This window comes from Bradyrhizobium sp. Kon69, from assembly GCF_055807515.1.
In genome coordinates this window covers 139,325-159,328 of the sequence record NZ_JBVVOS010000017.1, presented here as the reverse complement: position 1 = coordinate 159,328, position 20,004 = coordinate 139,325, and the positions used below count along the sequence as shown (strand labels likewise).

General features: G+C 65.3%; 20 protein-coding genes and 1 tRNA gene. 12 read left to right on the top strand and 9 right to left on the bottom strand.

The window, feature by feature from the left end:
- Positions 1-17: 17 nt before the first annotated feature.
- Both AC0L3U_RS23035 and AC0L3U_RS23030 read right to left on the bottom strand, forming a co-directional pair.
- Positions 18-1,808 (bottom strand): peptide ABC transporter substrate-binding protein, encoded by a 1,791-nt coding sequence (locus AC0L3U_RS23035; RefSeq protein ID WP_473363321.1) that lies wholly within the window; start codon positions 1,806-1,808, stop codon positions 18-20.
- A gap of 261 nt (positions 1,809-2,069) precedes the next feature.
- The gene (locus tag AC0L3U_RS23030) at positions 2,070-3,488 is read right to left on the bottom strand and encodes a M20 family metallopeptidase (RefSeq protein ID WP_456767517.1); all 1,419 of its coding nucleotides are present in this window, start codon (positions 3,486-3,488) and stop codon (positions 2,070-2,072) included.
- A 283-nt stretch (positions 3,489-3,771) separates the two neighbouring features.
- Between AC0L3U_RS23030 and AC0L3U_RS23025 the strand changes: the two genes are divergently transcribed.
- The 3 genes from AC0L3U_RS23025 (at position 3,772) to AC0L3U_RS23015 (ending at position 6,131) form a co-directional block, all read left to right on the top strand.
- The gene (locus AC0L3U_RS23025; RefSeq protein WP_456767514.1) at positions 3,772-4,743 is read left to right on the top strand and encodes a S1C family serine protease; all 972 of its coding nucleotides are present in this window, start codon (positions 3,772-3,774) and stop codon (positions 4,741-4,743) included.
- A gap of 28 nt (positions 4,744-4,771) precedes the next feature.
- Positions 4,772-5,842 (top strand): phospholipase, encoded by a 1,071-nt coding sequence (locus AC0L3U_RS23020; protein WP_473363320.1) that lies wholly within the window; start codon positions 4,772-4,774, stop codon positions 5,840-5,842.
- Positions 5,843-5,924: 82 nt separating this feature from the next.
- On the top strand, positions 5,925-6,131 hold the full coding sequence (locus AC0L3U_RS23015) for a hypothetical protein (RefSeq protein ID WP_027514183.1): 207 nt from the start codon (positions 5,925-5,927) through the stop codon (positions 6,129-6,131).
- A 76-nt stretch (positions 6,132-6,207) separates the two neighbouring features.
- On the opposite strand, the gene AC0L3U_RS23010 is transcribed toward AC0L3U_RS23015, so the two are convergent.
- The 3 genes from AC0L3U_RS23010 to AC0L3U_RS23000 form a co-directional block, all read right to left on the bottom strand.
- Positions 6,208-6,867, bottom strand: coding sequence for a DsbA family protein (locus AC0L3U_RS23010; RefSeq protein WP_473363319.1), 660 nt, complete (start codon positions 6,865-6,867; stop codon positions 6,208-6,210).
- 98 nt (positions 6,868-6,965) lie between these two features.
- On the bottom strand, positions 6,966-7,442 hold the full coding sequence (locus AC0L3U_RS23005; RefSeq protein WP_473363318.1) for a PaaI family thioesterase: 477 nt from the start codon (positions 7,440-7,442) through the stop codon (positions 6,966-6,968).
- A gap of 3 nt (positions 7,443-7,445) precedes the next feature.
- A complete protein-coding gene (locus AC0L3U_RS23000) occupies positions 7,446-7,874 on the bottom strand; it encodes an acyl-CoA thioesterase (RefSeq protein ID WP_473363317.1) in 429 nt (142 codons plus the stop codon).
- A gap of 109 nt (positions 7,875-7,983) precedes the next feature.
- Between AC0L3U_RS23000 and AC0L3U_RS22995 the strand changes: the two genes are divergently transcribed.
- Positions 7,984-8,532: a TetR/AcrR family transcriptional regulator gene (locus tag AC0L3U_RS22995; protein WP_473363316.1), complete on the top strand. Its 549-nt coding sequence runs from the start codon at positions 7,984-7,986 to the stop codon at positions 8,530-8,532.
- A gap of 47 nt (positions 8,533-8,579) precedes the next feature.
- On the opposite strand, the gene AC0L3U_RS22990 is transcribed toward AC0L3U_RS22995, so the two are convergent.
- On the bottom strand, positions 8,580-9,071 hold the full coding sequence (locus tag AC0L3U_RS22990; protein WP_473363315.1) for a hypothetical protein: 492 nt from the start codon (positions 9,069-9,071) through the stop codon (positions 8,580-8,582).
- A 201-nt stretch (positions 9,072-9,272) separates the two neighbouring features.
- Here AC0L3U_RS22990 and AC0L3U_RS22985 point away from each other — a divergent pair, with 201 nt between their 5' ends.
- Positions 9,273-9,557, top strand: a complete 285-nt coding sequence (locus AC0L3U_RS22985; protein WP_473363314.1) for a PsiF family protein — start codon at positions 9,273-9,275, stop codon at positions 9,555-9,557.
- Between the two features lie 97 nt (positions 9,558-9,654).
- On the top strand, positions 9,655-10,740 hold the full coding sequence (locus tag AC0L3U_RS22980; RefSeq protein WP_473363313.1) for an AbrB family transcriptional regulator: 1,086 nt from the start codon (positions 9,655-9,657) through the stop codon (positions 10,738-10,740).
- 3 nt (positions 10,741-10,743) lie between these two features.
- Here the strand turns inward: AC0L3U_RS22980 and AC0L3U_RS22975 are convergent, their stop codons facing one another.
- The gene (locus tag AC0L3U_RS22975; RefSeq protein WP_473363312.1) at positions 10,744-11,283 is read right to left on the bottom strand and encodes a disulfide bond formation protein B; all 540 of its coding nucleotides are present in this window, start codon (positions 11,281-11,283) and stop codon (positions 10,744-10,746) included.
- 154 nt (positions 11,284-11,437) lie between these two features.
- Here AC0L3U_RS22975 and AC0L3U_RS22970 point away from each other — a divergent pair.
- From AC0L3U_RS22970 to AC0L3U_RS22960, 3 genes are all read left to right on the top strand, one after another.
- A tRNA-Leu gene (locus AC0L3U_RS22970) sits at positions 11,438-11,522 on the top strand.
- A 193-nt stretch (positions 11,523-11,715) separates the two neighbouring features.
- Positions 11,716-12,018, top strand: a complete 303-nt coding sequence (locus tag AC0L3U_RS22965) for a hypothetical protein (protein WP_473363311.1) — start codon at positions 11,716-11,718, stop codon at positions 12,016-12,018.
- Positions 12,019-12,179: 161 nt separating this feature from the next.
- Entirely contained in the window at positions 12,180-12,413 is a 234-nt protein-coding gene (locus tag AC0L3U_RS22960) for a hypothetical protein (RefSeq protein ID WP_247817356.1), read from the top strand.
- 64 nt (positions 12,414-12,477) lie between these two features.
- Here the strand turns inward: AC0L3U_RS22960 and AC0L3U_RS22955 are convergent, their stop codons facing one another.
- Positions 12,478-14,310 (bottom strand): caspase family protein, encoded by a 1,833-nt coding sequence (locus tag AC0L3U_RS22955; protein ID WP_473363310.1) that lies wholly within the window; start codon positions 14,308-14,310, stop codon positions 12,478-12,480.
- Between the two features lie 236 nt (positions 14,311-14,546).
- Between AC0L3U_RS22955 and AC0L3U_RS22950 the strand changes: the two genes are divergently transcribed.
- Positions 14,547-15,065, top strand: coding sequence for an Ig-like domain-containing protein (locus AC0L3U_RS22950; protein WP_473363309.1), 519 nt, complete (start codon positions 14,547-14,549; stop codon positions 15,063-15,065).
- A gap of 32 nt (positions 15,066-15,097) precedes the next feature.
- On the opposite strand, the gene AC0L3U_RS22945 is transcribed toward AC0L3U_RS22950, so the two are convergent.
- On the bottom strand, positions 15,098-16,927 hold the full coding sequence (locus AC0L3U_RS22945; protein WP_473363308.1) for a caspase family protein: 1,830 nt from the start codon (positions 16,925-16,927) through the stop codon (positions 15,098-15,100).
- 421 nt (positions 16,928-17,348) lie between these two features.
- On the opposite strand from AC0L3U_RS22945, the gene AC0L3U_RS22940 reads away from it, so the two are divergent.
- On the top strand, positions 17,349-18,032 hold the full coding sequence (locus AC0L3U_RS22940; RefSeq protein ID WP_456767499.1) for a response regulator: 684 nt from the start codon (positions 17,349-17,351) through the stop codon (positions 18,030-18,032).
- The gene (locus AC0L3U_RS22935; protein WP_473363307.1) at positions 18,029-19,966 is read left to right on the top strand and encodes a sensor histidine kinase; all 1,938 of its coding nucleotides are present in this window, start codon (positions 18,029-18,031) and stop codon (positions 19,964-19,966) included. The genes AC0L3U_RS22940 and AC0L3U_RS22935 overlap by 4 nt, the downstream gene beginning before the upstream one ends.
- Positions 19,967-20,004 lie beyond the last annotated feature (38 nt).

Sequence of the window (20,004 nt, the reverse complement as noted above, 5' to 3'; positions counted from 1 at the left end):
GCTCTAGGCGTGCGTGATCATTCTTCGCGGTACCAGTCGAACAAATTGTCGGTCTCGTTGGCCCAGCCAGAAACGACCGGGCGCAGATTGTTGGCGGCTGCCTCGACCTTCAGGCGGTGCTGCACCGGGATGAAGACGATGTCCTGGTACATGAGGTCATTGGCCTTGATGTAGAACGCCGCGCGCTTGACCGGATCCATCTCGCCGTCCGCGGCAAGAATGGTCGCGTCGTATTCCTTGTTGACCCAGCGCGGGAAGTTGGTGCCCTGCCACTTATTTTCCTTGGTCGCGACTAGGTTCGAAAGATAGCGACGCATGTGCTGCGACGGATCGGGCTGGCTCAGCGGGATCTGGAACATCTCCATGTCGGCGTAGAACTTGGAATAGGTATCGGGATTGCCGACGTCGGAGGAGAAGAACACGGAGGCGACGACCGATTTCAGCTCGACGTCGATGCCCGCCTTCTGGCACGCCTGCTTGACGATCGCCTGCGTCTTCTGACGCGGCCCGTTGATCGCGGTCTGGTAGAGGAGCTTCAGCTTCTTGCCGTCCTTCTCGCGGATACCGTCGGCGCCCGGCTTCCAGCCGGCGTCGTCGAGAATCTTCGAGGCCTTCTCAATGCTGAACTCCCACGTGGTGTTCTTGGACACGAATTTTTCGGGCCCGTTGAGGAAGTTGGCGGTGGTGCGGCCGGCGCGGCCGTAGATCGCCTTCTTGACCGACTCGCGATCGATCAGCAGCGAGAGCGCCTTGCGCACTGCCGGATCGGAAAACAGCGGGTGCTTGGTCTTCATCGAGGAGCGTTCGCCATCGACCTCGGTGTTGGGATCGGTGAAGTTCAGTGCGATGAATTCGGTGTCGCCGCCGACGGCGTAGACGGTCTTTCCCTTGCCGCCCTTCTCCAGGCGCAGCAGCACGTCGTCCTCGACCTGAATGTTCCAGCCGAAATCATATTCGCCGGTCTGGATCACCGCGCGCGCGGCCGAGACGGCGTCGCCGCCCCCCTTCATCTCGATCGAATCGAAATAGGGCCGGTTCGCCATGTGATAATCGGGATTGATCACGCCGCGGACAAGATCGCCCGGCTTGAACTCGACGAACTTGTAGGGACCGGTGCCGACCGGCGAGAGGTTGGTCGGCGCCTCCCGCGACTTGGATCCCATATAGTCCTTGAACAGATGTTTCGGGATGATCGTATTGGGAGCCCCGACAAAAGCGTCGGCCCAGAACGGCGTGGGCTTGTTGAAGAGGATGCGGACCGTAAGGTCGTCCACCTTCTCGACGGTGATGTCGCGGAGCGTCGCGATCGTCAGCGCGGAGGTCGCCGGATCCTTGGCATATTCCCAGTTGAAGACGACGTCGTCGGCTGTGAACGGCGTGCCGTCGTGCCATTTGACGCCGGGCTTGAGCTTCCAGGTCACCGACTTGCCGTCAGCGGCGAGGCCGCCGTTCTGGATCGAGGGAATTTCGGCGGCCAGAACCAGCTTCATATTGCCGTCGGGATCCCAACAGGCGAGCGGCTCGTAGAACAGGCGCGCGCCGTCCTGGTCTTTGGTGCCGGTGGCAAAATGCGGATTGAGCAGAGTCGGCCCCTGCCACCACAGCAGCTTGAGCGCACCACCACCGCCGCGCTTGGTCGGCTTGTAGGTCGAGACGCCCTCGGCCATCGCGACGCCGCCAAGCGCGAGGATCTGGTTCGCCAAAGGCGCAGTGAGACCCACGGCAGCCAGGCGCTGAATGAAGCCGCGGCGATCCATCCGCCCGTCCTTCACGTCACCGATCATCGAACGCAGTTCTTTGTCCAGCATGGTTGTCCCCGTCTGGTTCCCGTATGGATGCAGGCGGTCGCGCGAGGCGACCACCGGGCTTGGCTGGCGGTAGATGGCACACCGAATGGGGTGCGCGTCAACTGCGACCGTGTGTATGCAAACGGTCTTCTGACTGTCTGTTGGGCAAAACCATATTCCGCAGCCCATCCGTTCGGCAATCCAGCATCAAAACACGCTGAATTCCGCGCTGCACTGCAGAAAATTTGATCGCGGCATCAGACGAAGTATCGAGGCGAAATTCTACGCCACGGACATGTCGAGCGGCGGCGCGACGTGGTCTGGCAGCGGACAGACGTAAGGCGTCTTGGCCGTCCGCTTCTTAAGGTCAGCCTTGGCAGCCTTGATCAGCTCGGGGTCCGTCAGCGCCTTGATGCCGATGCCGGCCATCGCCTTGGCCGCCTGCACCATGGCTTTGTGCGCATGCGCGCTCTTGCCCTGCGCGACCACCTGCCAGGTGTGGAAGGGTGTGCCGATTGCAACCGTGGGTGCGTGAACCTGCACGGTCGGCACCACCCAGCTCACGTCGCCGACGTCGGTCGAGCCAACCTGCGGGTTACGCTTGGCATCGAGCGGCACCAGGAAGTCGGCCAGCGGCCGCTCGGTCGGCTCCATGCCAATCGCATAATAGACCGCGGCGATGTCCTTGTCGCTCAGCGTTGCGCGGATTTGGGTCGCGAAGTTCTTGTCGGCGTCGTCAAAATGCGGCGGGCCGAGCTCTTCCATGACCCGGTGCAGCGCTTGCTCCAAGGGAGCATTGGGCAGGATGTTGGAGACCGCGGAAACGATCTTCATCTCCATCTTGGTCTCGGTCATCAAGGCTGCACCCTGCGCGATCTTGTTCACGCGCCCGACCAGCTCGTTCATGCCGGGCAGGTCGCGGGCGCGGATCGAATAGCGCACACGCGCGTGGGCCTGCACCACGTTCGGCGCGATGCCACCGGTATCGAGCACCGCGTAGTGGACGCGCGCATCGCTCGGCATGTGCTCGCGCATATAGTTCACGCCGACATTCATCAGTTCCACCGCGTCGAGCGCGGAGCGGCCGAGATGCGGCGAGGCCGCCGCATGCGAGGTGCGGCCGGTGAAGATGAAATCGGCGCGGGTGTTGGCGAGTGACGGCGTCACTGCCACCTCCCAGAAGCTGCTCGGGTGCCAGGTGATGGCGATGTCGGCGTCTTCAAATGCGCCGGAGCGCACCATGAAGGCTTTTGCCGCGCCGCCTTCTTCCGCCGGGCAGCCGTAATAACGCACGCGGCCGGGCACCTTGTTCTCGGCAAGCCAGTCCTTCACCGCGGTCGCGGCCAGCAGCGCCGCCGAGCCGAGGAGATTGTGACCGCAGCCATGGCCATGGCCGCCGGTCTCGACCGGACGATGCTCCGCGACGCCCGCCTCCTGGCTGAGGCCCGGCAGCGCGTCATATTCCCCCATGAAGGCAATGACCGGCCCGCCCTCGCCCCATTCGCCCATCACCGCGGTCGGAATGCCCGCGACCTGCTCGGTGATGCGAAAGCCCTGATGACGCAACTCGGCAAGATGCTCGGCGGCGGACCGCGCCTCGGTGTAGCAGACTTCGGGCATGCCCCAGACCTTGTCGCTGAGGTCGATGAAACGTGCCTTGATCGTGTCGATGCCACGCCAGATGTCGCTGCGGTTGTCCATGCTTCGGTCCGTGATCCCTAGGTCAAGCGAAGCGGCAATGGTTAGCAGCTTCATTGTGCGGCGCCTAGCACCTCGCCGGACAGCAGCCATGCGGTCAATGCCGGAGAGCCGCCCGACCGACCGTGCATAACCGGTCCTGTGCCTTTCAAAGATTTCACATGGCGTTCTCTGGAATAGTTAGGAACGAGGCTTTCAAGACGGCCTCCTCCGGCCTAAATTATGCGTGCTTCGTGCGTCGTTCCGCTAGCCACAGCGGAGCGATGCTCTCAGCCAGGAGAACTCGATGCCCGCCCTGACCGAATGGAGAGTGCCGCCGGCCAATCAACCGCGTGCGAGCGATTACGGTTTCGATCTCGACCGCGCGCTCGCCTCCGTCGTCGGCCTGCATGCCATCATCCCGCCGGACGCCTTCAGCGCCGAGACACTGGGGACCGAGCGCGCCGGCAACGGCGTCGTGATCGACGATGGGCTGGTGCTCACCATCGGTTATCTCATCACCGAGGCAGAGTCCGTGTGGCTGCATGTCGGAGACGGGCGCGTGGTGGAGGGACATGTGCTCGGCTTCGACGCCGTCACCGGCTTTGGCCTGGTGCAGGCGCTCGGCCAGCTCGACGTCGCCCCCTTGCCGCTCGGTATCTCGGCCGAGACCCGGCTCGGCGACCGCGTCGTGGTCGGCGGCGCTGGCGGACGCACGCGTTCGGTCGCGAGCCAGATCGTGGCCAAGCAGGAATTCGCCGGCTACTGGGAATATCTGCTGGACGAGGCCATCTTCACCCATCCCGCGCACCCAAACTGGGGCGGCACGGCGCTCCTCAACGAGCGCGGCGAGCTGATCGGCATCGGCTCGCTCCAGCTCGAACGCGAGCGCGACGGCAAGGCCGAGCACGTCAACATGATCGTGCCGATCGACCTGTTGAAGCCGATCCTCGACGATCTGCGCAAGTTCGGTCGCGTCAACAAGCCGGCACGGCCATGGCTCGGACTCTTTTCGACCGAGATCGACAACCGCGTGGTGGTGATCGGAATCTCCGCCAATGGTCCCGCCGCCCGCGCCGAGCTCAAGACCGGCGACGTCATCCTCGCGGTCGACGGCGAGAAGGTCACAAGTCAGACCGGCTTCTACAAGAAGCTGTGGGGCCTCGGCGCCGCCGGCGTCGACGTGCCGCTGACGGTACATCATGAAGGCGTCACCTTCGATGTCACAGTGACCTCGACCGATCGCTTCAAGCTCTTGAAGGCGCCGAAGCTGCACTGACAAGTCGAACTGAAGCAGGGAAACGACGATGAGCGAGGCCGTCGTTGACGACATCCTGGCCGTGCTGCCGCCGCTGCTCAATGCGCTGGAAGCGCTCGGCTTCTTTCAGCGCAACCTGCACCCGCCGGCCTTCGCCTCGGTGATGAACGCGATCGGCGCTCCCGACGAGGCGCTGCAAACGGCGCGCGCGGCAATCGGGGAATGGCCGGAGCAGTTTACCGGACTGCGCCAGCGGCTCGATCGTGCCTGCGACGAAACGTTCGCCGCCTTTGCCGGCCTGCGCGAGGTCGAGCGTGGCAATGGCGACCTCGTCGCGGTCTTCCGCGCGCTGCGCCATCTGCCGCGCGCGCAGGAGGCACTCTATCCGCTGGCCGTGCAGTTTCCGCCGGTCAGCAGCTTCTTCCTCAACGCCGCCAATCGCGAGAACGCCGACCTGTTGTCGCGGTTCGAAGCCGGCGCGGACGCGCACACCGGCATCATCCACGATCAAAACGAGCCCGGCAGCCGCGGCGGCTATTCGGTCTACGTGCCCGAATATTATACGCCCGATCGCGCCATGCCGCTGGTGATGGCGCTGCATGGCGGCAGCGGCAACGGCCGCAGTTTTCTGTGGAGCTGGCTGCGCGACGCCCGCAGTCTTGGTGCGATCCTGGTGGCGCCGACCGCGACCGGCCCGACCTGGGCGCTGATGGGTGACGATTCCGACACGCCCAACCTCATCCGCATTCTCGAAACGGTGCGCAGCCGCTGGACCATCGACGCCTCGCGCATGCTGCTCACCGGCATGAGCGACGGCGGCACCTTCTGCTACGTCACCGGGCTTGACGGCGCCTCGCCCTTCACGCATCTCGCGCCGGTCTCGGCGACCTTCCATCCGCTGATGGCGGAGATGGCCGACGCCACACGCCTGCAGCGCCTGCCGATCTTCATCACGCACGGCAAGCTCGATTGGATGTTTCCGGTGCAGACCGCGCGGCAGACGCAGGCAGCCCTCGCTGCCGCCGGCGCGAATGTCACCTATCGCGAGATCGACGACCTCAGCCACACCTACCCACGCGAGATCAACGCGGAGTTGGTGGAGTGGCTGAATGGAGAATGAACAACCTCTCCTTACCTGCGCCGCACTGTCGCGGAACAATCGATCCGGGTCGACGTTATCGCCCGTCATTGGAGGTTTCGCGATGCGGATGTTTCTTGGAATGATTTTGGGCGCGCTGCTGCTTGGCTGTGGCGTGTATGTTTATGACTCCATGCAGACGTCGTCGGTCGCCAATGGCGAGGTCGCGACCACCAATCGCACCATCGTGAACTGGGATGTCGCCAAGGCCGATTGGGACGCGTTGCGCGATCGCGCGCACAAGGACTGGGTCCGCATCTCCTCGAAGTAAGGTATCATGAATGAAATGAGGCGCCGTCGCGGGTCCGCGGCGGCGCCTTCGTATTGCGCGGTGAATATCGCTCGGCTCAGTTCATCTTGGCCTTGCGGGCGTCGGCGATGACCTGCTCGAACTCGTTCATGCTGAGTACGCCCGGCACTCGGTACTTGCCGACGATGAAGGAGGGGGTGCCGCGGAAGCCGAAGGCTTCGGCCTGCTCGTTGTTGCGCTTGAGCACGGCGTCGATGTCCTTGGCGTGGTCGGCGAGATCGCGCTTCAACCGATCCATGTCGACGCCGGCCGCCGCGAGCAACTCGTTAATGCGCGGCTCGGTCAGTCGCGAGCTGACGCCCATCATGGCGTCATGGGCCTGGTGGTATTTGTCCTGGAATTTCGCCGCGAGCGCCGCCCGCGCCGCGGTGACCGAGACCGGCCCGAGGATCGGCCAGTCCTTCATCACCAGCCTGACCTTGCCGTCGTCCTGGATGACCTGACGCAACTCGGGCTCGAGCTTGCGGCAATAGGGGCAGTTGTAGTCGGACCATTCGATAATGCTGATATTCCCGTCGGGATTACCGGCGACGGGAACATCCGGGTCGCGCAGCACCTTGGCTTCGGTCAGCACCTCGTCTTCGTCGGTCGCCGCGCGCGCCGCGGTGATCCCACCCGCGACAAGGGCGCCCGCCCCAATCAGCGTCAGCGCCGCGCGCCGCGTCGGCACAAGGGCTCTATTCCTGAATCCAGCCATATCTCGTTCCATTTCGGTCCCATCTCCGGCGATACGGTTCGAGACTGGGAATTGTTACAGCTCATATAGAGTGTCGCGGCGCCGATGTCATCGCCACGCTATGCGGGTATCGGGGTCGGCGCTTGCGCAGCCGCATCGCGCGGCAGCATTGCCATCAGCGTCCCGGTCATCGTGGCGATCAACGTGACCTTGCCGTCGTGCTCGGCAAACGCCTTGGCCTCGCAAAAGGTCAACGTGCGGCCGGGCTTGACCACCTCGGCCTTGAAGACGAAACGCTCGCCCCGTGCCGGCGCGAGCAGCGTAGTCTTGAACTCGACGGTGAGGATATCGGCCTCGCGCGCCATCAGCGTGAAGGCGGCGACACCACAGGCGTTGTCGAGTCCGGCGGTAATGATACCGGCGTGGACAAAGCCGTTCTGCTGTGTGAGGGCCGGCGAATGCAGCATGGCGAGTTCAGCCTCGCCCGGCGCAAGGCGGACGATTGCGATGCCGAGCGTGTGCATTGCCGGCTGGCGATCGAACATGGCGATGGCAGCCGCGCGATAGCCCGGGTTCTTCGGCTCGTATGCGGCCATGGCTCAGGCCTCCGCCGGCTCGGCGAGATGTCTCAAGGCGATCTCGCGAATGGCGTCCGTGAACGGCACCGATTTGCGCTGGCTGCGGTCCATGTGCACGCCCGTGATCTCGCAGAACGCGGCGATCTCGCCGGTCTCGGCATTGGTCATGTCGTGCCGGAAGCGGATCGATTTGTCGCGGATCTCCAGCAGATGGCTGCGGATCTCGACGATGTCGCCGGCGAGCAGCTCGCGCTTGTAGGTGATGTTCTGCTGCACGGCGGCCATGCCGCGGCCGGAGCCGCGCAGATAGCTCGGCGTCAGCCCGAGGCGGGCGAACAGATTCCAGTTGGCCTCGTCGAATTTGCCGACATACCACATGATGTTCATGTGGCCGACGTGATCGCACTGCCATGGATAGACCGTGCCGCGATAGGTCGCCTCCTGCTCCATCGCAATTCTCCCTGGCCTTTTCTGGCTTTGATTGTTGATACGGTAGCGTATCAACCTCCTCCCGCGTTAGCAATACGGTACCGTATCAAGAATCGGCGAGGCTTCCTGCATGAGTGACGGCAAAGGCGATGTCTGGGTCGAGGCAGGGTTCACCGAGCTCGCCCGATCTGGGGTCGAGGGGGTTCGGGTCGAGGTGCTCGCCAAGAATTTGGGCGTCACCAAGGGCGGCTTCTATCGCCGCTTCGCCGACCGTGCCGCGCTGCTCGGTGCCATGCTGGAGCGCTGGCGCGAGGGGCGCTCCACGGCGATCGCGCAGCAGACGAGGCTCGATGGCCAAGAGCCCCGTGAACGGCTGCGGGCAGTGATCCAGCTCTATTCGGAGCGGCTCAATCCGGACGGGATGGCAATCGAGCTTGCGATCCGGCAATGGGCCCGCTCGGACGAGGGCGCCGCGGCAGCTGTGGCGAATGTGGACGCGGCGCGGCTGAAGCACGTCGCTGAACTCTATCGCGCGACCGGCCTCGAGGCCGAGGCGGCTGAAGCGCAGGCCTTCCTGTTCTACTGCTTCATCTTCGGCCAGAGCCTGCTGTTCGTCGAACGCGGCCCGCGCAAGCGATCGCAGCTCGTGGCGAAATCGGCCGAGAAGCTACTGGATTAAAGCAAGAGGCCGGAGCTTGGCTCCGGCCTCTGCGTCGTCTTGAAGCGTCAGGCGGCGCCCTTCAGCTTCTTGTTGCATTCGCTGTAATAGCCGCCGCCCTTCTCGATCCACTTCATGCCGCCATTGCCGTTGGTGGTCTTGTTGGCGTTGTACTGGTCGACGCAGGTGTGCAGGCGCCCCTTGCCGGGGGTCTCCTTGGCGTATTTCGGATCGACTGCGTTTGGATAGATCGCGGGGCCGGCCGGCAGCGTCGGCGCGGCAGCCGGGGCGGCCTCCTTCTTCGCCTGCTTCGGCTCGGCGGGAGCGGCAGGCGCAGCAGGAGCGGCCGCGGTCGGCGCAGCCGCGGGCGTCGCGTCCGCGCCGCATTGGGCCTTGCGGAAGTCATTCCACTTCGTGGTGCCGAGCGAGCCGTCCTTCTTGGCGGCCTGGTATTTCGCGCTGCACTCCTGCGAGGTCAGCGCCTGCGCCGGCGCACTCGCCACCAGCGCAACAAAGCCCGACAGCGCAACTGCACACAGCAACTTTGATTGAATGGTCATCCTTGGTCTCCTCCTTGATCTTCCCCGAGGGAAGTGAACCGAGGATTGCTATCCTAGCGTGCCGCCCGCTCGCGACAAGGAAGCGATGGCTACTGCCGCCAAAATATAGTGGCCCTCCACGTTCGAATTATTCATGTCGCGTTCAGCAACGCCGGCCGACTTTCGCGCCCTTCGCAATTCCCGCAAGAAGAGTGCAGCACCATGACCTTCACCTCCCGCCTCGCCGTCGTCGCTCTCGCCTCGCTGCTCGCCACCGGCACCGCCTTCGCACAGACCGCCGCGCCGGCAGCAAAGACCGACACCAAGACCACAACCGCCGCCCCCATGGACAAGAAGGCACCGAAGGAGCACTCGGCCGAGTCACTCGAATGCTCCAAGCAGGCGGATGCCAAGGCATTGAAGGGTAAGGAGCGCAAGAAATTCCGCCGCGAATGCATGAAGGAAGCCAAGGCCGGCATGGCCGCGCCGGCTGCGGACAAGAAGTAAATCCTTCCCCCCTGCTCGCGGCTTCGGGAGAGGCGCGCGCATTGCGGCATGACGTGGCCGCAATTGTGCGCCTCTCGCTGATTTGCGATAAGGCGGTGTGAAGCAAATCACCGCCTCCCTGCCGTTCGAATGGCCGAGCCGTGCCAAGATCTTGAGCACGGTGGAAACGCTTGTCATCGGCACCGCCGGAGGCCTCGTGTTTCTGCTCGCGGGCCTTCCGGGAGGATTGATCTCGGGCTCCATGATCGCGGTCGGGATCGCCGCGATCGCCGGTCGCCAGCTGACGCTGCCGCCGATCCTGACCCAGACCGTGCTGGTGCTGCTCGGCATTTCGTTAGGATCAGTCGTCTCGCGCCACCTGCTTCAACAGGTCGGTGCCTATCCGCTCACCATCGGGCTGCTCGCGCTCGCGACCTTCTGCTCGACCTTCGGCTCCAGCTATTATCTCCAGCGCATCCACGGCTGGGACCGCACCTCGGCCTTCCTCGCCGGCAGCCCCGGCGCGCTGTCGCAGATCACGATTTTGGCGGTCGAGCGCGGCGCCGACCTGCCGGGCATCGCGGTGGTGCAGACCATGCGCGTGATCATCCTCACCGCGGCGCTGCCGATGGTGCTGGCGTTCGCCGGCGTGGCGCCCTCCGTCGCGCCATCGCTGACGACGACCATCGCGTCGCCGCTCGACCTCGTCGAGCTGGTCGCGGCCTCGCTGGCCGCGGCGCTCGTCCTGCGGCTGATCAAGTTTCCGGCGAGCTGGATGTTCGGTGCGATGATCGGCTCAAGCGTGCTGCATGGCGCAGGCTGGGTCGAGGGCGGCCTGCCGGACTGGGTACGCGGCGTGGCGCTGGTCGGCATCGGCGCCCTGATCGGCAGCCGCTTCGCGCGGATGCGGATCAAGACGCTCGCCGGCCACATCAACGCGGCGCTGGGCTCGTTCGCCGTCGCCATCGCCGTCTCCGCGATCTTCGTCGGCATCGTAGCGCTCACCACGCAGGTGAAATTCTCCGACGTCGTGGTCGCCTACGCACCGGGCGCGATGGACGCCATGCTGGCGCTGGCCCTGACGCTGCACATCGACCCGATCTTCGTCGGCGCACATCACCTCTCGCGTTTCGTCTTCGTGACGATCGCGACGCCGGGCATCGTGCACCTGTTCGGCCGGACGCAGGACGATGTGGATGATTGAGCCTTAGCGCTTCGCCGTTGCAACGAATCCCCACGCGGCGATCGCAGCCATCAGGAGCGAGATCAGCAAATTGTAGCCGGCCAGCGAGAGGCCGAGGAAGCGCCACTGCACCTCGTCGCAGCGGACCACCTTCACGGTGTCGAGCCGCGACAGCAGGTCGGTGGCGCTGCCGAGATTGACGAGGGGACCGGAGCAGTCAGTCGGTCCCTTCCAAAAGCCCCATTCGACGCCGGCGTGATAGGTGCCGAGCCCGGCATTGGCGAGGCTCGCCAGCACAAGGATCGCGAGGCCCGCGAGCAGCAGCGGCCTCGGCGCACCGCTCCGCGCCGCGAATGCGATGAGCAGGCCGAGCGGGATCGCGAGGTAATAGGCGTAGCGCTGCTCAAGGCAGAGCGGACAGGGCAGGATCCCGAGCACCAGCTGGAAGAACCAGGCGCCCGCGATGGTCGCGGCTGCAATCAGCGTGACCGCGAGCGAAGCGGCCAGCGCGGGGCTCGTGGCCGCCGGTTTGAATGCAGGTATTGCGGCACTCTGGGTCGTCACGGCAGCCTCTTTTCGATGGGTCGCTTTCCAAGGCTGTAGCCCCGGCTCATGCGGCTGTCGAGAACGGCCGGGATCACTTTGGCGCGGGTTGACCCCGCTTGGTCCATGGCTATAGTCCGCCGGCTTCGCGACGCCCGCTTAGGGCCGACCGAGGGCCCCTGTGGCGGAACTGGTAGACGCGCTCGACTCAAAATCGAGTTCCGCAAGGAGTGCTGGTTCGATTCCGGCCAGGGGCACCAGCCTTCGCTGCTTCGCAGCTACGGCTTGGCAAGCCGGGCTAAATCCTAGCCATGCGAAGCAGCGAAGGCTGTCCCGCCGAAGCCTTGGCGAAGGCGGACTGGTTCAACGAGTCCAGTACCTCCCTCTCCCTAGCAATCGTCACATCCCACCTGTATAAACCGGTAGCTTCTTCCGCAATTCGAAGGAGCTCATATGAACGACCTGCACACGTGGCTTTCGCAACAGCACCACGGCCTGCGCACCTTCCGGATCTTTCAGCAAAAGCTCGAGACGCTCGGCCGTGACGACCCCGAACAGCGCGGCCTGTGCCGTCTGTTGAGCGGTCTCGTCGGCAGCTATGTCGAGACGTTCGAAGAGGCTCCGCTGCCCGTCGAGGTCGCTGACGGCGCCTATCATCGCCTGCTGACGCTGGTCGCAAGCCTCGACCTCGAGGGCGACACCAGCCGGCGGCTCGCGGACATCAACCGGGTTGCGACCTGCGAACTCTGGCAGTGACGAGAGCGGGTAGCCGTACGGCCCGCATCCGCATCCCTGGGGACACTTCGCCAGGAGAGGGCCGCGTGCTTGCCTGCACGAACCTTCCTCGACGGGTTCGACTTCGCAGAGCCAGTCCCTATATCGTGCGGCAATGTATGTTGATGCAGCGAGCAGCTTCGATGGCCAGGAGACGCGCGACGGAAACGGACGCCGACGACCTCCCCCGCTTCTTCGTCTGGGTCCGGGGCCTCGAAGGCCCCGAACCGCAGAAATGGATGGCGATGGATTTCGGCGTCGGTGACTGGAAACGGCCGCTCGTGCTCGCCTATCTGGAGCTGCCGGAGGGCGAGCGACACTTGCCGTTGTCGGCGCTGGCCCGGCGATATCCGCCGCCGCGGGGAGAGGCTTCGTAAACGGGCCATCCTGGATGGACGCGAGGATCTCGCCGGCCCTCAACCCAGGGCCAGCAACGCCGCATCACTGGCAGTACTGCTTTCCGCCATAGGTATAACATTTGCCGCCTTCGTTGCTGGCCGGAGCAGACGGCGCACGCTGGCTCGGTTCTTGGCGAGATACGGCCTTTGGCTTCTGGGGCGGCGGATCGGGACGCCGCTGGCATATTCCCTGGGCATCCAGCACGAAATTGTTGTCACAGACGATCTGGACGCAGCGGTCGCCGACCGCCTTTTGCCCCCTCGCACAAACCAGCGGACAGATGCGGTCGGGTCGGGCGCGCACCGCATCGAGCGCATCGAGGCTTGCGACCTTCACGTCGAACTTGGTGCCGGCATATCTGTTGAAGCTGTCGAGCGCCTTTTGCGACGGAGCAGTCCAGGCGCCATCGGCCGCACCGGGATCGCAACCGACGCGCTTCAGGTGCGCCTGGAGCAGGCGGGCGATGTCCGCAGGATCCATCACCGGCACGCTAGTCGGCGCCACGGCGAGAGCAGGAGCTGGCGCGGCGGGCGGGGTCAGAGCGGCAAGCGTAGCCTGGCGCTCCTTCTCGCGCCGCTCCGCCTCGCGCTTCGCCGCCTCGATCTGCTGCTGCGCATCGAGCGCGGCCTGCTTCTTCGCCTGCTCAACCTGAAGGGCCGCGTCATCGGCCTGCCGGCGCGCCTCCGCAACCTGCCGCCGGGCATCGTCGAGCTCGCGCTTGGCCTGGTCTGCGATGCGTTGGCGCTCCTTCTCCAGATCGCGCCGGGCCTGCTCGGAGATCTGCTGCGTGGCCCGTTCGGTCTCGCGCGCCGCCTGCTCCTCAATCTGTTTCCTGAAATCGTCGCTCTTCTGCCGGACCTGCTGCTCAGCCTGCCGCTGTACGGCATCGGCGTTCTCGCTGATTTTTTCTGCGGCCTCGAGCTTGTCGAGCGCCGCATGCGCAAAGTTGGCATAGATGCCGCTGGCATGAGCGGCGAGAAAGGAAAGCCAAGCCTGCTTGGTGCCGGCCTGCGCAGCAAGCTCATAATCCCGCCGGGCTCCCGCGTTCGGATCGACCTTTGGGGCAACCGGCGGCACCAGCGCCACGGTATCGCCGCCGAGCGATCCGTAGACGAAGGGCTCCTGCCGCCGCCCCGTGCTCTTCAGCACCTCGTCGCGAACCCGGCCAAGCGTCAGGCGAAGATCGAGGCCCGGCGTCGCCAAATGATTGAGGAGCGCGGTCGCAAACGGGCTGTGCGCACCGTCGCCGTCGCCAGCGACCGCGCCGGCCTTGGCGGCGAACGCGATCAGCGTATCCGCCGTCGCGGGCTCGAACTTGGCAAGGCCGCGGTTCATCGAACGCGTAGCGACACTGCGCGTCATCCGCTCCGCAAATGGATTGTCGCGGCAGGCATCGAGGATGACGAGCCGCAGCCGCTTCGCCGGATTTATCGCCTGGAGAATCCGGTCCAGCGGGACCGCCTCGTCCTCGACGTCGAAATCGCTCTGCAGCCTGGCATCTGCCGGAATCAGGAAATTCGCGCCGTTCACCTCGATGCCGTGACCAGCGTAATAAACTACCGCCATATCGGAATCCGCGGCAACCGCAGCAAAATCGCGCACCGCTCGCCGCATCTCGGTGACGCCGAGATCCCGGCGCAGCTCCACGATATCGAACCCCATGCGCTTGAAGACGTCGCTGATCGCAGCCGCGTCGTTGTCAGGATTGGCCAGCCGCGCGACGCTCTGGTAGTTGGACACGCCAAGGACCAGCGCCACCCGCTTGTCGGCCTGCGCGGTCGACGCCGCGACCAGCATCCACAAGACCGATAGCGCCAGCCGGCAGTCCAACCGGCTCGAGCGCAACGTCGGGACTGAAGGGCTCAATCGGACCATGATGCGGGCTTCGTTCCACGCTTCGGCAATGGGCTGCAATCTGTATGAATACTATTTCGGTAGCGGTCCGCCCTCAGGTCTGTGCCATCGATCACATATCAGCCCGGCCTTCAGCCGGACGGTCGCCGCCGCGCCGCGTCCTGCCGGCGACTCCCTGCCCGAAATGATAGTGGAAGGGGCATGGCATTGGGAAGCCGTCCTGCAACCTTCCGGGGATACTTGCCTCCCCCGGGCGCTTGAGCTTCTATGTCGGCATAAATCGCTTTTGCTTCATTGGCCGCCAAGGGATTTTCAGACAAGGGGTGTTCAGAATGATCCGTCCTTTCATGACAATTGTGTTGTCGCTTGCAACCTCCGCCTCGTTGCTGCTTTCCGACACTGCCAGCGCCGACAAGATGCGCCCGGGCTTCAAGAGCTACGCAAACCCCCACGGCTTGAATGCCAACACCGCTTGCCGTCGTCCGCATTTCAACATCTGCCAGGGCTGTAATGTCGTCATCCCGATGCGGGTCGCGCAGGATCGCGGTTGCGGGTTCAATTTCCAGTCGCTGGGTCCGTTCGTGGGCCAGGACGTCGTCGTCGCTCCGGCGAACGGGTCTTACAGCCTGGTCAACTCGACAAAGGCTGTGTACCGGCCGAACTCCGGCTTTACCGGCAGCGACCGCTTCGAAAGCCGTCTCTACTTCGAGGACGGTGCCGGCAAGCGCACGTTCCTGAATCTGAAAGTCAACGTCAACGTCGTTCCCAGCCTGTGAGCTGCCGAGGCACCGTGCCCTCGGCACCGGTCTCAATCGCCCTCACAGCTGCCTCCGCATGAATCTCCGCCGGACGGACGCGCGCGACCGCGCGGGCTCGGCTCGTGGCGTGATACCGCCTTCGGCTCCTGGCGCGATACCGCCTTTGGCTTCTGCGGCGGCGGATCGGGACGCCGGCGGCACACGCCCTGGGCATCCAGCACGTCATTGCCGTCGCAGACGATCTGGACGCAACGATCGCCTTCTGCCTTTTGTCCCTTGGCGCACACCAGCGGACAGACACGATCGGGCCGGCCGCGCACCGCATCGAGCACGTCGAGGCTTGCAACTTTGACGTCGAATTTGGTGCCGGCGTTTCGGTTGAAATTGTCGAGCGCCTTTTGCGACGGCGCCGTCCAGGCACCGTCGGTAGTCCCGGGATCGCAGCCGACGCGCTTCAGATGGGCCTGGAGCAGGCGTGCAATATCCGCGGGATCCATTGCCGGCACGACAACCGGCGCAGGGGCAGGCGCAGCCGGCGGAGTTAGCGCGGCGAGTGTGGCCTGTCGCTCCCGCTCGCGCTGTTCCTGTTCGCGCCTTGCGGCCTCGATCTGCTGCTGCGCGTCCAGCGCGGCCTGCTTCTTCGCCTGCTCGACCTGAAGGGCCGCGTCCTCGGCCTGCCGGCGCGCCTCCGCAACCTGCCGCCGGGCATCGTCGAGCTCGCGCTTGGCCTGGTCGGCGATGCGTTGGCGCTCCTTCTCCAGATCGCGCCGGGCCTGCTCGGAGATCTGAAGCTTGGCCTGTTCGGCCTGGCGCGCAGCCTGCTCCTCGATCTGCTTCTTGGCGTCCTCGTTCTTCTGCCTCGCCTGCTGTTCGGCTTGCCGCCTCAGCAAGTCTGCGTTTTCACGGGCCTTCTCCGCCGCATTCAGCTTGTCGAGGGCCGCATGAGCAGACGCAGCGTAGAGGCCGCTACCGTGAACGCCGAGAAACGACGTCCATGCCTCCCTTGTGCCGATCTGCGCTGCAAATTCGTAGTCCCGCTGGGACTCCGCGTCCGGATCGATCTTTGGGGCAATTTGCGGCACCAGCGCTACCGTGTCGCCGCCGAGCGATCCGTAGACGAAGGGCTCCTGCCGCCGCCCCGTGCTCTTCAGCACCTCGTCGCGAACCCGGCCAAGCGTCAGGCGAAGGTCGAGGCCCGGCGTCGCCAGATGATTGAGGAGCGCGGTCGCAAACGGGCTGTGCGCGCCGTCGCCGTCGCCGGCGACCGCGCCGGCCTTGGCGGCGAACGCGATCAGCGTATCCGCCGTCGCGGGCTCGATCTTGGCAAGGCCGCGGTTCATCGAGCGCGTGGCGACACTGCGCGTCATCCGCTCCGCAAACGGGTTGTCGCGGCAGGCATCGAGGATGACGAGCCGCAGCCGCTTCGCCGGATTTATCGCCTGGAGAATCCGGTCCAGCGGGACCGCCTCGTCCTCGACGTCGAAATCGCTCTGCAGCCTGGCGTCTGCCGGAATCAGGAAATTCGCGCCGTTCACCTCGATGCCGTGACCGGCGTAATAGACCACGGCCATGTCGGAATCCGCGGCAACCGCAGCAAAATCGCGCACCGCCCGCCGCATCTCGATGACGCCGAGATCCCGGCGCAGATCGACGACGTCGAACCCCATCCGCTTGAAGACGTCGCTGATGGCGGCCGCGTCGTTGTCGGGATTGGCCAGCCGCGCGACGCTCTGGTAGTTGGACACGCCAAGGACCAGCGCCACCCGCTTGTCAGCCTGCGCGGTCGACGCCGCGACCAGCGTCAGAGCAATCGTCAGCGCAACACGGCCGGCGAGACGCTGCAGGCGGGACATCGGAGCCGGTGGGATCAATCCGACCATGGTGCAGGCTTCAATCCGTAAGGGAGTCCTTAGGCAGGCTCCGGGAAGATTTCGAGGGTCTCCTCCCCTAAGTCAACCCGTCTGTGGCCTACCTCACTTCCCCTGTGCCGCCGTCGGCGTCAGGCCGAACCTCCGGTGACATGGCTGCGGCCGACGAAGCTCGACGTGATCCAGGCCATATCAGCAGTTCTACAAGAACAATGCCGGCACCGCGCGCACCGTCATGCAGCGACTGCCGAGCCCGCCTATGCCGCCGGACAAGCCGGCCGCGACGAAGCAGTAGGCATCGCGTCAGGAACGCCAGAGCGATGCCTTGCGCCCCCATGATCTTGCGCCCCCATGATTATGGGTGTCGCGGCGCCCGCACCGCGGCTAAACTTGGCCCTGCGCCGCGGGGGACACGCGGTGCAGGACGATGATCATGACCGAACAGGGCGAGACGGGTGAAGCCATCACCATCCTCCTCGTCGAGGACGACGCGCCGACCTGCTGGCGGCTTCACGACGCGCTGGTCAAGGCCGGCTACGAGGTGCGCAGCGCCGGCACGCTCGCGGAGGCCCGCGCCGGACTCGGCGAGCGGGCGCCGCGCGTGTTGCTCACCGATCTGCGGCTGCCCGACGGCCACGGCGTCGAGCTGATCCGCGAGACAAGGCAACGCTTTCCCGACACCGAGATCATGGTGATCTCGGCGCTCGGCGACGAAGAGAGTGTGATCTCCGCGATCACGGTCGGCGCCACCGGCTATCTCCTGAAGGATGCGTTCCCCACCGATATCGCCACCACCGTGCGCGATCTGGTCGCCGGCCATTCGCCGATCTCGGCCTCGATCGCCCGTTTCATCGTGCGCAGAACGCAAGGTACCGCGCAGAATGCGGCCGAGCCTCCGCCGGGTCCCGCCCTCAACACCGCAAGGCTCACCCCACGCGAGATCGACATCCTCTGGGGCATCGCCAAGGGTTTCAGCTACGCCGAGATCGCGAGCCATCTCGGCCTGTCCCGGCAGACCGTGCCCGGCCACATCAAGAACATCTATCGCAAGCTCGAAGTGCACACCCGCAGCGAAGCGGTGTTCGAAGCCGTGCAGCAGGGCCTGATCAAGCTGTGAGCGAGATCGCGGCGAAGGCACCGGTCAAACCCGCGCGACGCCGGCTGCTGGTCTCGCGACTCGTGCCCTATCTGCTGCTCCAGGCGCTGATATTGGTCGCGACCGTCCTCGGGCTGCGGCTGCTCCAGCCCAGCGACCCCGACGACTTTGCCCTGAGCGAATTCTCGCTGCGCGAGGACGGCGTAGCGCGTCCCGTGACGTTGCCGCATTTCACGTCGTCACGCTATTCCCTGGCCGACCCGCCGCTCTACACCGGCGCCTTCACGTTCCGCCGCGGCGATGCGGCGTCGGGCTGGTCGGTATTCCTGCCGCGCTTCAGCAACGCGGTGGAGGTCTCAATCAACGGCGTCGTCATCCTGGATTCCCGACGCGATGCCAACGCCAACCGGCCCGACCGCAACACTCCGCAGATCGGGTCGATCCCGTCCTCGCTGCTGCGCGAGGGCGCGAACGAGATCACGGTGCAGCTGTTGGTTTGGGGACCGCTCAAGGGCTTTCTCGATACCGTCTATGTCGGGCCGGATGCGGCCTTGCGGCCGGCCTACGAGACACGCACGCTGATGTTCGTCACGTTGCCCGTGGTGTTCTCTGCCTGGCAGTCGATCCTCGCCGTCATCCTGGCGATCATGTGGCTGATGCGCCGCCGCGAGCCGGTTTACGGCGTACTGGCCGTGGCGATGGTACTCGGCGTGGTGCAGGCCTTCGCGCCGCCACCGGTGCCCCCCGTCAACACGTCCCGGCTCGCCGCGGTGTTGCTCGCGTCCGCACCGATCGAGAGCGCCTTGGTCGTCGTCTTCGGCGTGCTGTTCTTCGGCTGGCGCTGGCCGCGTTTCGGCATGCTGCTGTTCGCGCCGGGGCTCGTCGTGTTCAGTGTCGGGCTGATCGCCGGCCCGCCGTTGCCGCGCATTCTGTTTCTCCTGTTGGGGATTCCCACCGTCGGGCTCTGCCTGCTCCTGATGGCCTGCGTCACCGCTGCCGCGGTGGTGCGGCGGCAGGACGCGGCAAGCTTCACGCTCGGCTGCGCAGTGACCATCGTGCTGATCTGCTGGGTCCACGACATGCTGTCGGTGTTCGAGATCGTGACTGACGAGCGCATCTTCCTCTCGCGCCTGTCCTATTCGGCGATGCTGGTCGCGATCGGCGCCGGCTTGACCTGGCGGTTCGCGCGCGCGCTGAACCAGGTCGACAGCTTTGCCGGCCAGCTCGTAACGCGCGTACGCGAGGCCGAGGAGCGGCTGAAGGTGAGCTTTGCCCGCGAGGAGGAGCGTGCACGGGCCGCCGCGCTTGCCAATGAGCGCACGCGGCTGATGCGCGACCTGCATGACGGCCTCGGCGGCCAGCTCATCAGCATCGTGGCACTGTCCGAGCGCGGGCACGAGGGCGCGACCATCACCGACGCCGCCCGTGCGGCGCTGAAGGACCTCCGCCTCGTCATCGACTCCATGGACGACATCGGCGGCGACCTGATGCTCGCACTCGGCTCCTGGCGCGAGCGCGCGACCGCACAATTGCGACCGCACGACATCGCGCTGGACTGGAACGTGGCGACGCCGCAAGGGCTGCCGCTGCATCCCGAGCTCAGGCCATGGCATGTCATCCAGATCGTGCGCATCCTCGACGAGGCCGTGACCAATGCGGTCAAGCACGCAGAGGCCCGCCGCATCGCGGTCACCATCGAGACGGTCGACGGAGGTCAGGGACCGTACGGTGTGATCAGGGTCGCGGATGACGGCAAGGGCTTTGCGAACGGTTGTGCGCCGGTCGGCAGCGGCGGGGCCGCCGACGCGAGCCAGACCGCGCGGGGCCTTCGCAACATGAGGAGCCGTGCCGCGCGCTGCGGGGCGATGCTCGATCTCGGTTCGGATTCCTCAGGCACGCGCGTGCGGCTGCAATTGCCGCAGATTTTCCCCGACAGCGATGCCGCCGTCGGCTGAAAAGCCCCCTCTCCGAACGTGTGGGACGCGCGGAGAGA

Coding starts and splice junctions, on each gene's coding strand:
- AC0L3U_RS23035 (WP_473363321.1), bottom strand. CDS start 1,808: ATGCTGGACAAAGAACTGCGTTCGATGATCGGTGACGTGAAGGACGGG.
- AC0L3U_RS23030 (WP_456767517.1), bottom strand. CDS start 3,488: ATGGACAACCGCAGCGACATCTGGCGTGGCATCGACACGATCAAGGCA.
- AC0L3U_RS23025 (WP_456767514.1), top strand. CDS start 3,772: ATGCCCGCCCTGACCGAATGGAGAGTGCCGCCGGCCAATCAACCGCGT.
- AC0L3U_RS23020 (WP_473363320.1), top strand. CDS start 4,772: ATGAGCGAGGCCGTCGTTGACGACATCCTGGCCGTGCTGCCGCCGCTG.
- AC0L3U_RS23015 (WP_027514183.1), top strand. CDS start 5,925: ATGCGGATGTTTCTTGGAATGATTTTGGGCGCGCTGCTGCTTGGCTGT.
- AC0L3U_RS23010 (WP_473363319.1), bottom strand. CDS start 6,867: ATGGCTGGATTCAGGAATAGAGCCCTTGTGCCGACGCGGCGCGCGGCG.
- AC0L3U_RS23005 (WP_473363318.1), bottom strand. CDS start 7,442: ATGGCCGCATACGAGCCGAAGAACCCGGGCTATCGCGCGGCTGCCATC.
- AC0L3U_RS23000 (WP_473363317.1), bottom strand. CDS start 7,874: ATGGAGCAGGAGGCGACCTATCGCGGCACGGTCTATCCATGGCAGTGC.
- AC0L3U_RS22995 (WP_473363316.1), top strand. CDS start 7,984: ATGAGTGACGGCAAAGGCGATGTCTGGGTCGAGGCAGGGTTCACCGAG.
- AC0L3U_RS22990 (WP_473363315.1), bottom strand. CDS start 9,071: ATGACCATTCAATCAAAGTTGCTGTGTGCAGTTGCGCTGTCGGGCTTT.
- AC0L3U_RS22985 (WP_473363314.1), top strand. CDS start 9,273: ATGACCTTCACCTCCCGCCTCGCCGTCGTCGCTCTCGCCTCGCTGCTC.
- AC0L3U_RS22965 (WP_473363311.1), top strand. CDS start 11,716: ATGAACGACCTGCACACGTGGCTTTCGCAACAGCACCACGGCCTGCGC.
- AC0L3U_RS22960 (WP_247817356.1), top strand. CDS start 12,180: ATGGCCAGGAGACGCGCGACGGAAACGGACGCCGACGACCTCCCCCGC.
- AC0L3U_RS22955 (WP_473363310.1), bottom strand. CDS start 14,310: ATGGTCCGATTGAGCCCTTCAGTCCCGACGTTGCGCTCGAGCCGGTTG.
- AC0L3U_RS22945 (WP_473363308.1), bottom strand. CDS start 16,927: ATGGTCGGATTGATCCCACCGGCTCCGATGTCCCGCCTGCAGCGTCTC.
- AC0L3U_RS22940 (WP_456767499.1), top strand. CDS start 17,349: ATGACCGAACAGGGCGAGACGGGTGAAGCCATCACCATCCTCCTCGTC.